The organism is Chitinophaga sp. (genome assembly GCF_036566945.1).
Taxonomy (GTDB): domain Bacteria; phylum Bacteroidota; class Bacteroidia; order Chitinophagales; family Chitinophagaceae; genus Chitinophaga.
Genome location: NZ_DATCVJ010000425.1, coordinates 1 through 15,738 on the forward strand (window position 1 = coordinate 1; position 15,738 = coordinate 15,738).

Annotated in this window: 15 protein-coding genes; 9 read left to right on the forward strand and 6 right to left on the reverse strand. The window is 44.1% G+C overall.

Annotated features, from left to right (window positions below; genetic code table 11):
- Positions 1-96 precede the first annotated feature (96 nt).
- From VIP81_RS12690 to VIP81_RS12725, 8 genes are all read left to right on the forward strand, one after another.
- A complete protein-coding gene (locus VIP81_RS12690) occupies positions 97-690 on the forward strand; it encodes a hypothetical protein (protein ID WP_331960867.1) in 594 nt (197 codons plus the stop codon).
- A 196-nt stretch (positions 691-886) separates the two neighbouring features.
- Entirely contained in the window at positions 887-1,564 is a 678-nt protein-coding gene (locus VIP81_RS12695; RefSeq protein WP_331960870.1) for a phosphonatase-like hydrolase, read from the forward strand.
- Positions 1,565-1,584: 20 nt separating this feature from the next.
- Positions 1,585-2,712: a TIGR03364 family FAD-dependent oxidoreductase gene (locus tag VIP81_RS12700; protein WP_331960875.1), complete on the forward strand. Its 1,128-nt coding sequence runs from the start codon at positions 1,585-1,587 to the stop codon at positions 2,710-2,712.
- A 481-nt stretch (positions 2,713-3,193) separates the two neighbouring features.
- Positions 3,194-3,892 carry a TIGR00730 family Rossman fold protein gene (locus VIP81_RS12705; protein WP_331960878.1) on the forward strand — a complete coding sequence of 233 codons (699 nt, stop codon included), beginning with the start codon at positions 3,194-3,196 and terminating at the stop codon, positions 3,890-3,892.
- Between the two features lie 271 nt (positions 3,893-4,163).
- Entirely contained in the window at positions 4,164-4,805 is a 642-nt protein-coding gene (locus VIP81_RS12710) for an O-methyltransferase (RefSeq protein WP_331960881.1), read from the forward strand.
- Between the two features lie 24 nt (positions 4,806-4,829).
- Positions 4,830-6,281 (forward strand): glucosaminidase domain-containing protein, encoded by a 1,452-nt coding sequence (locus VIP81_RS12715; protein WP_331960884.1) that lies wholly within the window; start codon positions 4,830-4,832, stop codon positions 6,279-6,281.
- 52 nt (positions 6,282-6,333) lie between these two features.
- Complete coding sequence (hpt, locus tag VIP81_RS12720; protein WP_331960887.1) at positions 6,334-6,870, forward strand: hypoxanthine phosphoribosyltransferase; 537 nt, start codon at positions 6,334-6,336, stop codon at positions 6,868-6,870.
- 106 nt (positions 6,871-6,976) lie between these two features.
- Positions 6,977-8,719 (forward strand): YfbK domain-containing protein, encoded by a 1,743-nt coding sequence (locus VIP81_RS12725; protein WP_331960890.1) that lies wholly within the window; start codon positions 6,977-6,979, stop codon positions 8,717-8,719.
- Between the two features lie 4 nt (positions 8,720-8,723).
- Here the strand turns inward: VIP81_RS12725 and VIP81_RS12730 are convergent, their stop codons facing one another.
- From VIP81_RS12730 to VIP81_RS12740, 3 genes are all read right to left on the reverse strand, one after another.
- The gene (locus VIP81_RS12730) at positions 8,724-9,665 is read right to left on the reverse strand and encodes a class I SAM-dependent methyltransferase (RefSeq protein WP_331960893.1); all 942 of its coding nucleotides are present in this window, start codon (positions 9,663-9,665) and stop codon (positions 8,724-8,726) included.
- Positions 9,666-9,805: 140 nt separating this feature from the next.
- A complete protein-coding gene (gene dnaJ / locus VIP81_RS12735; protein ID WP_331960896.1) occupies positions 9,806-10,981 on the reverse strand; it encodes a molecular chaperone DnaJ in 1,176 nt (391 codons plus the stop codon).
- A gap of 112 nt (positions 10,982-11,093) precedes the next feature.
- The gene (locus tag VIP81_RS12740; protein ID WP_331960899.1) at positions 11,094-11,669 is read right to left on the reverse strand and encodes a nucleotide exchange factor GrpE; all 576 of its coding nucleotides are present in this window, start codon (positions 11,667-11,669) and stop codon (positions 11,094-11,096) included.
- Positions 11,670-11,798: 129 nt separating this feature from the next.
- Here VIP81_RS12740 and VIP81_RS12745 point away from each other — a divergent pair, with 129 nt between their 5' ends.
- Positions 11,799-12,971: a class I SAM-dependent rRNA methyltransferase gene (locus VIP81_RS12745; RefSeq protein WP_331960902.1), complete on the forward strand. Its 1,173-nt coding sequence runs from the start codon at positions 11,799-11,801 to the stop codon at positions 12,969-12,971.
- Between the two features lie 81 nt (positions 12,972-13,052).
- Here VIP81_RS12745 and VIP81_RS12750 read toward each other — a convergent pair whose 3' ends face one another.
- The 3 genes from VIP81_RS12750 to VIP81_RS12760 all read right to left on the reverse strand — a co-directional run.
- Positions 13,053-13,295 carry a T9SS type A sorting domain-containing protein gene (locus VIP81_RS12750; protein ID WP_331960905.1) on the reverse strand — a complete coding sequence of 81 codons (243 nt, stop codon included), beginning with the start codon at positions 13,293-13,295 and terminating at the stop codon, positions 13,053-13,055.
- A gap of 309 nt (positions 13,296-13,604) precedes the next feature.
- Positions 13,605-14,636: a PorP/SprF family type IX secretion system membrane protein gene (locus VIP81_RS12755; protein WP_331960908.1), complete on the reverse strand. Its 1,032-nt coding sequence runs from the start codon at positions 14,634-14,636 to the stop codon at positions 13,605-13,607.
- Between the two features lie 17 nt (positions 14,637-14,653).
- On the reverse strand, positions 14,654-15,738 hold a 1,085-nt coding region (locus tag VIP81_RS12760; protein ID WP_331960911.1), incomplete at its 5' end, for a gliding motility-associated C-terminal domain-containing protein.

Sequence of the window (15,738 nt, forward strand, 5' to 3'; positions counted from 1 at the left end):
GCAGATCTTTGATCCGAAGAATATATTAAACCGGGGTAAAATTTTTGATTGTTAAACTTTTCTTCCGGGAAATAGTTAAACTTAATAAATCTGAACATGAAACGTTTATTGATATGTTTTTTCTTCCTGGCTGCTGTGCAGATGGCGCATGCCCAATACTATAAAACAGATACGCTTACGCATAAAGGATTTGATCCTTCTAAGCTGATACTGGGAGGTTCTCTGGGAGTAGTGTTTGGAGATTATACCAATGTAGACATTTCTCCGCTGGTGGGTTACCGTTTCACACAATACATCGCTGCGGGTCTTAATGTAAACGCGCAGTACGGACAATACAGATCCCGTGATTATTATACCGGTGTAACCAGTCAGCGTGATAAGTATACCATTTTTGGTGGTGGTGTATGGGGGCGTGTATATCCGCTACCTATGCTGTTTGTACATATTCAGCCGGAATATAATTTCATCTCACAGTCCACAACTTATTATTCAGGTAATAACAATGATGAAAAACAAACCTTTAAATCCAATTATGGGGTTCCCAGCTTACTGATAGGTGCTGGTTATACGCAAAGCGTTGGGGGAAGAGTAGGTATTGGCATTTCAATTTTGTATGACGTATTGCAGGATAACCGTTCTCCTTATAATAATAGCCTGATATACAGATTGGGTGCGGGTATAGGATTTTAAATAATATCACATTTTACTGAGTTTTCAGGTAGACATATTACTGATAAAGCCGGATCATTTGTTCAACAGATGATCCGGCTTTCTTTTTTGGTGGCGGGTATCTTGCGGCAATATTATCCGCATGTTAAATGTTTATAAATGCTAAACTTTATTTACTGGCCATCCTATCTTTGCGGCATATTAATAATCTGGCAAGATGGGAATAGCATTAGTTGTTTTTGACATTGCGGGTACTACCCTGCATGATGAGTCCAATGTGGCGAAAGTATTACAGCAAACCGTTCAGCTGGCGGGCGTTTCTGTAACTGTAGAGGAAGTAAATGAAGTAATGGGATATGCTAAGCCATATGCCATCCGTTACCTGTTGCAGCAAAAACAGGATAGCCGTTATAGTGACGATGCATTTATCAGTCAGTTGCATGGTCGTTTTGTGGAAGATATGAAATCATATTATGCGACCAATCCTGCTGTACGTGAAAAAGAAGGGGTATCCGCCGTATTTACCGAGTTAAAAGCAAAGGGTATCAAAGTGGCGCTGGATACAGGTTTTGATCGTGCTATTACCGATGTAATCCTGGAGCGGGTAGGCTGGCAGAAAAACGGATTGATAGATGCCGTAGCCACCAGTGATGAGGTGCCTTTTGGTCGTCCTTATCCGTATATGATTTACCGGATTATGGAAGAACTGGAAATTCGCAGTATACAGTCGGTCGCTAAAACCGGTGATACCATTTCTGACCTGGAAGAAGGCACCAACGCAGGATGCCGTTATGTGATAGGTGTTACCACCGGCGCCTATACCCGCGAAGAACTGGAAAAAGGTCCGCACACACATTTAGTGGCTACACTGGATGAACTGCTCTCCATTTTTTAATACTATACATTTTTCATAGCATGCAACAACAACAGGCAGATGTAGCTGTAATAGGCGCTGGTATTGTGGGTTTAGCAATGGCTTACCACCTGGCAGCGAAGGGAAAAAAAGTCGTTTTATTTGAACGGAACAGTAAAGCCATCAGTGCCTCGATCCGTAACTTCGGGCTGGTATGGCCAGTAGGACAAACCGCCGGAAAAATGTATGACCGCGCTATGCGTAGCCGGGCTACCTGGAAAGAGCTGGCCGCGGCCACCGGCCTGCAATGCCAGGAAACAGGCTCCTTGCACCTGGCCTATGAAAAAGATGAACTGGCCGTGCTGGAAGAATTTGCACAGGCAGCTCCCGGCAATGGTTACAACGTGGAATTGCTGACAGCTGCTCAGATAGGGAAATATACACAGGCGGTTAAAACGGCCGGATTAAAAGGCGCCATGTGGAGCTCTTCTGAAATGACCGTCAACCCGCGTCAGGCCAGTGCTGCCATCGCCAGGCACCTCGAAGAAAAAATGAATGTGACCATTCGTTTTAGTACCGCTGTAAATGGCATCAATATGCCCTACATCGAAACACGGGAAGAAAAATGGAAAGTAGCCGAAGTGTTTGTATGTAGTGGCGCCGACTTTGAAACGCTTTATCCTGCTGAGTTTGCGGCAGCGCCGTTGAAAAAGTGCAAACTGCAAATGATGCGTACCATTCCTCAACCAGGCAACTGGCAACTGGGGCCGGCACTGTGCGCAGGATTAACCCTGGCGCATTATTCCGCGTTTGATAGCTGTGAAGCATTGGTGCCACTGAAGCAACGATTTGCCGAAGAAATGCCCGAGTATGTGAAATGGGGTATTCATTTGCTGATTTCTCAGAATGGCGCCGGTGAACTCTCTATCGGTGATTCTCATGAATATGGTCCGGATTTCGAACCATTTGATAAAGCATTTATCAATGACCTGATCCTGAAATATATGCATACCTTCCTGCAGGCGCCTACCTATACTATACAGGAACAATGGCATGGCATCTATCCAAAATTGACCAATGGAGAAATGGACCTGGTATTTTCTCCTGAAAAGAATGTAACGATCGTAAATGGAATGGGCGGTGCCGGAATGACGTTGTCGTTTGGACTGGCGCAGGAAATTGTAGCATAAAGCATAAAGCATAAAGCTATTGTAGCAAATGAACTGAGCGGGTATTGACTCCTTTTATCGCCCTTTGTCCTTCGCCTCAATAGCTTTTTGCTTTATGCTTTTAGCTTTCTGCTTCCCCAAAAGCAATCGGTTGTTACTTTGCGTACGCTGGATAAATTTAAATTAGGTTATTGCTCAAATAATTAATAAATTAAATTCAGATTAAGCGTTATGAGAACACCTGTTGATTAAAACGATAGTAGCACTCGAATCATTTTCAACAATATTTATTTTTAATTGCCAGCATTAGCAACGTTTCTGCGGCGGTGTTTTTTAAACATCGCTGCACGTTCATAACGTGTTAAATGTAAAGCAGGTTTCTTTATAGTTACCTGCTTTTTTGTTTTTAATGCAGCGCCTGTAAGCCAATTATTATATAAATTACATTATTCCACGTGCATGCAGGTGGAAGGTGTTTTATGGTATAATAAAAAGTAATCGCATGAACAGCAGTATAAAGAATCTTAAAGAAAGGGACTGGACGGAAACGAGGGCGCATTCCAGCTGGCAGATATTCAAAATTATGGCCGAGTTTGTTGAGGGCTTTGAGAAGCTGGCAAAAATAGGTCCCTGTATATCCATATTTGGTTCAGCACGTACAAAGCCGGGCAACCGTTATTATGATCTGGCCCAGGAAATATCCACAAAACTGGCCGAAGAGGGCTTCGGTATTATTACCGGTGGCGGCCCCGGTGTAATGGAAGCAGCCAACAAAGGCGCACAGGCTGCACACGGAAAGTCAGTGGGAGCCAACATCTCTCTCCCGCACGAACAACACCCGAATGTGTTTATTGACCCGGAAAACAGCCTGCACTTCGACTATTTCTTCGTTCGAAAAGTAATGTTCACCAAATACTCCCAGGGATTTGTGATGATGCCAGGCGGTTTTGGTACCATGGATGAATTTTTCGAGGTAGCCACCCTGATTCAAACCCGGAAAATGGAAGAAACCCCGATGGTGCTGGTAGGCCGTGAGTATTGGAGCGGCTTGCTGGACTGGATACGCAACGTGATGATGGAAAAAGAAAGCAATATTAATCCACAGGACCTCGATCTGCTGCAATTGTTTGATACAGCAGAAGAAGTAGTGGAATACTTCCGCGTTTTCTATACAACCAATAAATTAAGACCAAACTTCTGATAGCAGCTTAAAGCTCAAAGCTCAAAGCTCAAAGCTCAAAGCTTAAAGCAGAAAGCAAAAAGCTATTATAGCGGATGACTAACCTGTATGGGTATCCGCAATAATAGCTTTTTGCTTTATTCTTTTAGCCAGAATAAAAACCAGGTAGGTAACGTTTATGTATATATTAAGCGGTCATTCCAGATAATCATCCGCAGTAATAGCTTTCAGCTTTTTGCTTTCAGCCTTCTGCTTTTTCCTTAGCTTTGCAGAAATTCTAATATTTTAATATATGGAGCTCATCCCGGTAGCAGTAGAGGCATATGCAGAAAAATATACCAGCCCGGAAAGTGAACTGATGTATCAGTTGAACCGGGAAACATATCTGAAAGTAGCGCTGCCTCATATGTTAAGCGGGCAGGTACAGGGAAAATTTCTGAGTATGATGAGTCATATGATTCAACCACGCCGCATCCTGGAACTGGGCACGTATACCGGATATTCTGCGATTTGCCTGGCTGCCGGTCTTACCACAGACGGCATTTTGCATACAGTAGATATCAATGAAGAACTGGAAACCCTTTGTCATACATATTTTAAGGCAAGTGGACAAGCAGATAAAATAAAGATGCACATAGGAAAAGCGGCCGATATCATTGAACAACTGGATGAAATATTTGACCTGGTGTTTATTGATGCAGACAAGTCGGGCTATGAGCATTATTACGACCAGGTATGGGATAAATTACGTCCTGGCGGATTTATCCTGGCAGACAATGTACTGTATCATGGACAGGTGCTGGCCCCCGAAAATGAGCAGGGCCGCCAGGCGAAGGCTATGGTCCGTTTTTGTGAGAAAGTGTTGGCGGATGATCGTGCGGAACAAGTATTACTCACCATCCGTGATGGTGTCCTGATGATCAGGAAGAAATAAATTGCCCATTAAATCCGAAAATACATGCAAGTAAGAAAATTCTTATTGGTAGTCAGTTTTCTTATTGGCTTCGTTTCCATGCTGCAGGGTCAGTCTATGACCACTCCGCAGTATATTGCCACCTATAAAAACTTAGCCATTGAGGAAATGCGCCGTTCCGGCGTGCCCGCCGCCATTAAACTGGCGCAGGGTATTATAGAAACACAGTCAGGCAACGGCACCTTGTGTTTACAATCTAATAACCACTTTGGTATTAAATGTAAGAATACCTGGACCGGCAAAACGATTAAATACGATGATGACGCCGCCCAGGAGTGCTTCCGGGTATATGAAACAGCGCGCGATTCCTATCGGGATCATTCCGATTTTCTCCATAATAACCCCCGTTATGCTTTTCTTTTCCAATTTGATGGAGATGATTATAAATCCTGGGCATTTGGATTGAAACAGGCCGGATATGCTACTAATAAAACCTACCCACAGCAGCTGATCAAGGTTATTGAAGACTATAACCTGCAGCAATATACGTTGATTGCTATGGGGAAAGCTGCGCCTGGCAGCGCTGATGTAGCGATAGATAAAACACTGTATGATGAGGTAACTCCTAAACAGGAAAGCAAGGCATCTTCCGGAAAAAGTAATCGCACGAAGCCGGTAGCCGGTAATTATCCGAAAGGCATATTTGAAATCAATGGCCATAAAGCCGTTTATGTAAAGGCCGGCACTTCCCTGATCCAGGTGGCCGATCAGCGTAATATGCGCCTCCGCAAACTGGTTCGCTACAATGATCTGGAAAATGATAATCCGCCTGCAAAGGACATGATCATCTTCCTCCAAAAGAAAAGTAAGCGGGGTAGTAAAGAATTTCATCCGGTAGTCAATGGTGAAACCATGCATGATGTAGCCCAGGCAGAAGGGATACAACTCAGATGGCTGCGCCGTCGTAATAAAATGAATGAAGGAGAAGAGCCCGCCGCCGGACAGCGGTTAACATTGGATGGTTTTGCCAGCAATGCGCCTCGCTTAGCCAAAAATACCAGGGTAGTGAAAGATGAAGACCAGGAACCGCCGGAAGATTTTTCTCCGCGTAAGGCCCTGGAAGGCATGAAAGAAGAAGTGGCCAAAAATGCTTCCGGCCCTACAGCAGTACCGGAAACCAAACCAGCCCAGCAGCCTAAGGGCGGTGTACCGGTAGCCATGATAGAAGACCTGAAGAAAGTAGGAGATGTAACTACTTCCGGTAGCACCGCTACTCCCAAGGCTTCTATGCCACAACCAGCGCCAGCTCCGGCTACGCCTAAACCAGCCCCTGCACCTGTGCAGAAGGCAGGATCACAGTACCATGATGTGCAACCCAAGGAAACATTGTATGGTATTGCCAAAATGTATAACAAGTCAGTTACACAAATACAGGAATGGAATAATTTGCAGGGCTTCGATATCAAAATCGGACAGCGTCTGTTGGTGAATAAATAAGCAGTGATCTTTTTCCGCTTATAATTGTTAAATAAGGAAATGTTGAAGTATTATGTCGGTAATTAAGGTGCATGACAAGCAGTTCCAGCCCTATATTGGTGCTACTGAACTGCAGCAGCGTATTAAGGAAATGGCGGAGCAAATGAATAAAGATCTGGAGGGAGAACGCCCTTTGTTTATTGCTATTCTGAATGGCTCATTTATGTTTGCCGCAGATATGTTTAAGCACCTCACTATTGAGGCGGAGATTTCCTTTATTAAACTGGCCTCTTATAAAGGGACCAAATCAACCGGTAACGTAGTGCAGGCCATCGGTTTGGACGAAGATCTCTTTGGCCGCACCGTGGTAATCCTGGAAGATATTGTGGATACCGGTAAAACCATGAGTCAGTTTCTCCCGCAGCTGGAACATCAGCAGCCTAAAAAACTGATTGTAGCTTCCCTGCTCACTAAGCCGGAAGCTATGGTACATCCTATTAAAATTGATTACCTGGGCTTCTCTGTTCCCGATAAGTTCCTGTTGGGATATGGCCTCGACTATGATGGCCTGGGTAGAAATCTGCCGGCTATTTATCAGTTGGTTGAGTAGTGGCACGCAAAGGAGCAAAGCAGTTAAGCAGCAAAGAAATAAAATAATAATCTTTGCTGCTTAGCTGCTTTGCTCCTTTGCGTGAAAAAAAATCGTATATTAATACATGCCGAAGTTCCTTTTACTCTTGTTATTTTGGGGTAATGGGCTGCAAGCGCAAACATTCTGGGTATCGGGAGCGGTCGAAGACAGTATATCACACCGCCCCGTTTCCGGCGTACAGGTGAAGGTGATGGATGACACAACCCATGTGATCACAAACGCTTTCGGTCTTTTTAAAATTGTAATCCCCGCGGCTACCGCCAAATTATTGCTCACACAAAACGGTTATCTGCCCAAAGAGATAACGGTGAGTAAATCCGACAGACTACTAATAACGTTATCGCCTGTACGAAAAGATACGGACCCCATTGCCATGGCCAAAGCCAGGTCTAAAATGCTGCATAGCAGCAATCCGAATTATGGGAATACCAGCATGGGGACTCACTCGTTTTACAATGAAACTTACGGGGCTACCTACGAAAATAAATTTGTCCGGACAGACAGTCATCCTTTATCCACCTTCGCCATTGATGTAGACAGAGCTGCCTATAGTAATATCCGTCGCTTCCTGCGGCTGAAAGAGCCGGTGCCGGTAGATGCCGTACGGATTGAGGAAATGATCAATTACTTTCATTACGATTATCCGTTGCCGTTAGCCGGGCAGAGTATGGCCCTGTACAGTCATTACACTACCTGTCCCTGGGAAAAAAGTCATCGGTTGTTGCAGATTGCTATCAGGGCACGTGCACTGGAAACAGACAGTTTCCCCGCCAGTAACCTCGTTTTCCTCATAGATGTTTCGGGTTCCATGGGTACGCCCAATAAATTACCTTTATTGCAGGCTGCCTTTCGCATATTGGTCAATAACCTTCGCCCGGCAGATAAAGTAGCCATCGTAGCCTATGCAGGGCAGCCAGGTGTTATTTTGCCGGCTACCGCCGGCGATCAGAAAGAGAAAATTCTTAATGCCATTGATAACCTGAATGCCGGTGGATCTACCGCTGGCGAAGCCGCTATAAAAATGGCATACCACATCGCCACACAACAATATATTCCCGGTGGCAATAACCGCGTGATACTGGCCACCGACGGCGATTTCAACGTAGGACTCAGCAGTGATGAGGAAATGGAACAACTGATCCTGCAGCAAAAGCAAAGCGGCGTACTCCTCACCTGTCTGGGATTTGGGATGAAAAATTATAAAGACTCCAAGCTGCAATCCCTGTCCAGCAAAGGGAATGGTAATTTTGCCTACATAGATGATCTGGAAGAAGCCAATAAAATATTTGCCCGTGAATTCGGCAGTACCCTGTTTACGATTGCCCGCGATGTACAATCAGAAGTACAGTTTAACCCGGCGCTGGTGAAATCGTATAGGCTTATTGGTTATGAAAATAAAATACTGCCGGCAGACACGACGATCAAAAGTGAATACAGTGGAGGAGTGATCGGCAGCGGGCATTGCTCCGTAGCGTTGTATGAAATTGTGCCGGATGAAGCAGTAGCAACGGATACAATACTGGCCCATGTGAGCATCACTTATCGCGATCCGCAGGATACGGTGGTAAAGTACTTACCCGGCATTATTCCTGCGGACCTGGAAAAATTTGATGACGCATCCGATGATTGCCGCTTTGCAACGGCAGTTGCTTTATTTGGTATGGTATTGCGTAAATCGTCGTACTGTGGTACCGGCAATGCAGACATGGTGCTGCAAATTGCACGTAATGCCCTCGGTGATGACAATGGTCATTACCGGGAGGAGTTTTTAAAGATGATAAAGATGGCGCGTAAAGGAAAGCATTAGCACCTTATTTTATCAACCGATAGCACTTCCTGATTAACTTCTGCTGAAAATCAAAAGGGAGGGTTTGATTGGTAATATCCTTGATACTGGCGGCATTGATTTTCTCCGTTTCCATTACAAACCTGCGATAGTTATTACTGAAATACACGACGCCATCTTTTTTGGTGGCGAGCAATACTTTATTGAGCATATCCGCGTGATCCCGTTGTACATCCAGGAAATCCTTCATCCGTTTGCTGTTGGAAAACGTAGGCGGATCTATGATCACGAGATCGTAGGTATTTAGTTTCAGTGTATCGAGATACTGGAGTACATCTGCATGTACAAAAGTATGTTTGGGATTATCGAATCCGTTGAGGCGCATATTTTCTTCTGCCCACGACAGGTAGGTTTTAGAAAGATCTACGGACGTTACTTCTGCGGCGCCACCAGCGGCTGCATACACGGAGAATGATCCGGTATAGCAGAAAAGGTTCAATACTTTTTTATCTTTTACTTCTTCCCTGACCATACCGCGTGTGATGCGATGGTCGAGGAATAAGCCGGTATCGAGGTAATCAGAGAGATTTACTTTAAATTGAAGTCCGGCTTCATAGGCAGTCATGATATGACTTTCCAGGCTGAGTTTTTCGTACTGACTTTTCCTGTTTTCTTTGCGTTGCCGTTGTTTCACCCAAATTTTGTTGGGAGGTACTTCCAATACTTTGCTGATCAGTTCCAGGCAGGTGTCGAGCCAGTCTTCGTGGGCATCTTCTTCCATGCCGTGTTTACGGTTGTATTCTGCAATGTACACATGATCTTCATACATTTCAATGCTGAAGGGAAACTCAGGGATATCGTCATCATATACCCGGTAGCAGGTAATATTTTGCCGTCTGGCCAGTTTGGAAATATGCCGGAATACTTTCGTGAGCCGGTTTTCGAACATTTGCAATTTGGAATCCATGGTTTCGGTTGTATGAAAGCAGAAGGCTGAAAGCATAAAGCTGAAAGCTATTTTAGCGAAGACATTAGCGTATACCGAAATAGTTATTCGCTCTTATCTTCGCTAAAATAGCTTTCAGCTTTATGCTTTCAGCTTTCCGCTCAGCTAAAAATATCCCTTACTTTCTCAAAAAATCCTTTTTCGGATTTTTCAGGATTAGGTTTAAAGTTATCGGAAGACTGTAATCTATCGAGCATTTCTTTTTCTTCTGCGGTCACTGTTTGTGGTGTCCATACATTCACATGAATCAGCTGATCGCCTTTTTCATAGGAATTAACAGAAGGGAATCCTTTGCCTTTCAGTCGGAATATTTTACCGCTTTGAGTACCGGCTGGGATTTTTATTTTGGCTTTACCGTCAATGGTAGGTACTTCCAGGGAGGTACCGTATACTGCATCCGGGAAAGAGATGTGCAGATCGTAAGCTACGTTGAGTCCATCGCGTTGGAGTTCTGCATGTGGTTCTTCCTCGATGAGGATGAGCAGATCGCCGGGGGCGCCGCCTCTTTCACCTGCATTACCTTTTCCGCTCATGCTCAGTTGCATGCCTTCCTGTACGCCTGCCGGGATGTCGATGCTTACCATTTCTTCGCCATACATGCGACCTTCACCTTTACAGTGACCGCATTTGCTGGTGATGATCTGGCCTTCACCATGACAGGTAGGACAGGTAGTAACGGTTTGCATTTGTCCGAGGAAAGTTTGGGTTACTTTCCTTACCTGGCCGGAACCGCCGCAGGTGTTACATGACTGGAATGCGTTTTTATCTTTAGCACCCAGGCCGCCGCAATGTTGGCAGGGTACATATTTTTTTACTTTTATTTTTTTGTTGGCACCTTTAGCGATTTCTTCATAGGTGAGACGGATTTTTACCCGGAGGTTTGAACCACGCGTGCCACGTCCACGGCGGTTTCCACCACCGCCACGAGCGCCACCGCCGCCAAAAAAGCTTCCGAAAATATCGTCGCTACCAAAAATGTCACCGAAGTTGGAGAAGATGTCATCCATGTTCATACCACCACCACCGTATCCACCGCCACCACGGTTGCCATTCATGCCTGCATGGCCAAAACGATCGTATTGCGCCCTTTTATCAGGATCGCTTAATACTTCATAAGCTTCAGCTGCTTCTTTGAATTTATCTTCCGCCTCTTTGTTGTTCGGGTTGCGGTCAGGGTGAAACTGCATGGCCACCTTACGGTAAGCCTTTTTAATCTCATCCTGAGAGGCTGATTTGGTAACAACCAGTATTTCGTAATAATCTCTCTTGGTAGACATTATAAAAATCACTTAATGCTGGTGCAGGCACCAGCTTTTTGTTTCGGTAAAAAAAATTGTTTTACGTCAGCTTTGCATAGGCAATCATTAGAGATTATGCCACATCGTCATTTTATTTGCCCACAATTACCTTAGCATGACGTATTAATTTGTCATTCAGGTAATAACCAGGCTGCAATACATCTACTACCATTCCTACCAATTCTGGTGTGGGAGCAGGTATTTCCGTAATTGCTTCCTGTAAATCCGGATCAAATGAGGTGTGGATACTCTCCATTGGCTTCAGTCCTTTTGCTTGCAGGGTTGTCTTCAGTTTATTAAACACCAGCAGGATGCCGTCTTTAACAGCAGCAAAGTCTGTAGCGTTTTCTAATTGTTTGGAAGCCCGCTCGCTATCGTCCAGTACATCCAGCAAAGATATGATAACTTCTTTACTGGCAGTTTGCATAAGTTCTATACGTTCCCTGGCAGTACGTTTGCGATAGTTGTCAAATTCTGCCTGCAGTCTGAGGTATTTATCCCGTATTTCGTTTACTTCCTGTTCTTTCTTCTCCAGCTCTGTCACTTCATCTGACTCATTATTCGTATTTGAACTATCGCTTATATTTTCTTCTGGCATGCCTTTTTCGTTTTCGCTACCAGTGTTAGCCTGTCCGTTTGTCTGCATGTCTTTTTCGTTTTCTGTCATAATAAGTAATAATTGTCTGCGAGGGTAAGCAGTCAATTTCTTTGCCAACAGCGGGTTAGCCGACAAAAAGGCAGAATTGCAGCTATGCTAACCGCTAAATAGCTACCTTTGCCCCTCGAAATACAATAAATGACTAAAGTTTTTTTAAAGAAACAGATACAAAACAGGGTATTACAAGGGCATCCCTGGATTTTTGGCAACGAAGTAGCCGAAATAAAAGGAGATGTAAATGCCGGTGATATTGTAGATGTATATACGCATAAAGGTTTTTTCCTGGGTCGTGGTTATATAAATCCTCAATCCCAGATACTGGTACGCCTGCTGACCCGAGATAAGAGCGAAGAAATAAATCCGGAATTCTTTTACCGCCGCCTGTTGAAATGCTGGGAATACCGGCAGAAGCTGGGCTATGTGGAAAACTGCCGCCTGGTATATGGTGAAGCAGATGACATGCCTGCACTGGTGATCGATAAGTTCAATGATTACTTCGTTATCCAAACGCTGGCCCTGGGCATGGAAAAATGGAAAGATGCTATCGTAGATGCTATCAACCGCATTTTTTCACCAAAAGGTATTTACGAAAGGAATGACGTGCCGGTAAGAGAACTCGAAGGAATGACCCAGCAAAAGGGCTTCCTGAGTGCCCCTTTCGATACCAATCTTATTATAAATGAAAACGGCCTCAAATTTCATGTGGATATTGTAAATGGCCAGAAGACCGGCTATTTCCTGGATCAACAGGATAACCGTCGTGAAATTAAGCATATCGTGAAAGGCGCAGATGTAATGGAAGCTTTCTGTTATACGGGTACTTTCTCCTGTCATGCCGGATTTTATGGCGCTAAAAGTGTACTGGGACTGGATATTTCAGAAACAGCTGTTGCGACTGCCCGCAGAAATGCGGAACTCAACGGACTGCAGGATATCTGCCAGTTTCAGGCGGTAAATGCATTTGATCAGTTGAAACAATGGACCCGGGAAGAAAAGAAATTTGATGTAGTGATATTGGATCCTCCCGCTTTCACCAAGAGTCGCGAAAACATTTCTAAAGCAGTAACCGGCTATAAAGAAATTAATCTGCGTGGTATGAAGCTGCTGAAGCCAGGCGGATTCCTGGTAACAGCCTCCTGCACCAACCTCGTATCACCGGATTTGTTTCTGCAAACTATTGATGCAGCTGCCAGAGATGCAAAGAAAAGATTGCGTCAGGTGACCTTCCAGACGCAGGCACAGGATCATCCTATTTTGAGAAATATTGAGAATACTACTTACCTGAAGTTCCTGATCGTGGAAGTAGCCTGATCAACTTTCAGTATAAGATAAAAAGGAAAAGTCACGATGTAAATCGTGACTTTTCCTTTTTTATTTTGATGCCAGATGTAACTATTTAACGACGTTGAATTTTCCTGACTCTATCAGGTTCCCCCGCTGATCACGCAACTGAAAAATATAAATACCATTATAGTAATTATCTAAATTCATTGTGGTACGTGCGCCTACACCTTTCAACTGATCTATTTTCTTTCCTAAAAAATTATATACAATAAGATCATACACCTGATCGTTATTGTGTTGTTGAATGACGAAATTGATATTAGTAGTAGCAGGATTAGGGTACAACTTCACTATCTTACTCGCGTTTTTAACACCCCCATCCTGAGCTGGTTGGGATTTTTCGCTTTGAGCCTTGCCAACTAATGAAAGCAAGCTGAAAACCGTTATGAGAATTAGGGTAGAGGTTTTCCACATAGTATTATAAAAATAAAGTTTTTTTCAAATATTTCCTAATTTTTGTTTGATAAATTCAGCTCATCTAAGTGCTATTGTCCTACATAAAAATAACAAACCACCTGCCATTTTGTTAGCATTTCCCCGATTTTTATGTAAATTTTAACGCTTGACAACTTTTTTTATAAACATTTGATTATCATTCATTTAAAATCTGGGACAGTTCACACTCTCCAGCGTTGAGTTCCGACTGTTCAAAAATCCCTTGAAAACCAGCGATATTTCGAAGCCACCGAATGTCTGACTGGCGGTTCTCAGTTTCGAAATATTGGTATCATAGCTCATAGCGACCTCATACTTATCCATATCTATTTTAATAGTAGGAATAATGGCATCGTTCCATCTGAGGAAGAGACCGCCATAAATAGCCCTGGTTGATTCTAATCCCTGGTCCATGAGACCATACCCTATCAAAGCACCACCGATGTATTCAGAATAACTGCCCTGATGAAGCTGGTTGTAGTGAGCAATCACCTTTACCCTTTCATCTACGGGAATGGTAATACCAGCATTGAAAGTCAGCTTGGGTTGCAGCTCAATGTTCTGATCCCCGTAGAAAGAGATTTTAGCCCGGTTAAAATGGAAAAAGCCAGCTCCTATAAAGTAATTCACATCTTCTCCGATTACACTGTTATAACTCAGGCCCACACCGGCATCCAGGTAGCTATAGCCTTTGAAGGCCAGCTTACCTTCTTCCCCGGTAGGCGCCGCTGGATCAAAACGACCGCTGGTATATTGGTTGTTGAAGGTCATATTGGTCGGATCAAACTGACGCTGCACTAAACCTCCCATAAAGCCTAAAGACAGAAAACTACTTTTATCTTCATTGAGTGATTTATGATAGTTGATCGCCGGAAAGATTTGCGTGGACTGTAATTTGGACGTACCTGCCCGGTCGTACGTGAGCTGCAGCCCTGTGGTTACGTAGTCATTGCTACGACCTACCGGGAATTTAATTTCACCACTCACGGTGCCTGTCTGGTAAGGAACAGTGACACTGTTCCATTGATTACGGTAAACAGCCTGCACGCGCACATCTCCGTTGAAAATACCTATCAGCGCAGGGTTGCGTAGTATAGGTGTTTCATAGAACTGTGAGAGGTGTATATCCTGTGCATACAATTGTGTTGCACCTGTTATGCAAACTATCGCCAGTAATATGCGGTATACGGTTTTCATGGTAGCCAGGTTAATAATTATCTTAGTAATGTTACATTGCCTTTCAAACGGAAAAATTCGTTAGTATCGCAATACGCCTCAATGAAATAAATATATACATCGGAGGCCTGCGGCTTACCGTTAAAGGAGCCATTCCAGCCTGCACTGATGTCATCAATATTGATATGCTCCCGGTGAAATACTTCCTGTCCCAAGCGATTGAAAATGCGGAACGATTTAATAAAGCTGACGCCTCTTCCGCGCGGATAAAAAATATCATTCTGTCCATCGCCATTAGGACTGAAAGTGTTCGGTATAAATACTACATCTGTATTGCACACGAGGTCTATATTCATCACGTCTGTTTTCCTGCAACCATATTGATTAGTACCGGTAATGCTGTAAGAGATAGGTTTACGTACTGCCGCAGTTACATAAGGAGAAGTGGTATTATCCAGGTAATCATCCGGGCTCCATTTCCAGCTCACTACATCTGCGCTGCCACTGGCCATTAGTTGTACCACTTCGCCCACCATCACCGTTTGATCTTTACCTGCGCTTACTTCAGGTACAGGTTTCACTGCTATTTTAACGGAGAGCGGCGCACTCATAGGACACAGTGCATCGTTAGTACCCGTTACCTGGTAGGTAATGTCGGTAGCAGGTGTTGCAAAAGGATCAGCAATGGTATTATTAGTTAAACCGGTTACCGGCGTCCAGTTATAGATGGTAGCACCGGTCGCCTTTATTTGTATAGAAGAACCATAGCAAACCATGGTATCCTTGCTGACAGTAAGATTGACTTTGGGAACTACCACCACATCGGTGGAGTCAAATACCGTACATCCGTAGGCGTTAGAAGCCTGAACAAGGTAGCGTGTGCTGGTTACTGGTGTGGCCACCGGATCCGTGCAGAAAACACAATTCAGCGTACTGGAAGAAAGCCATTGTACGGTGCCATCAGACAATGCGTTGAGGTCTACATTATTGCCTTCACATATTTTAGATTGTTTGGCTGATGCTTTAACAAAAGGAGTCGGATGAATCGTAATAATTTTACTCACTGAATCCATACAGTTGCGGGCATCTGTGATGACTAGTTTAATGGCTTGTCCGCCGGAAG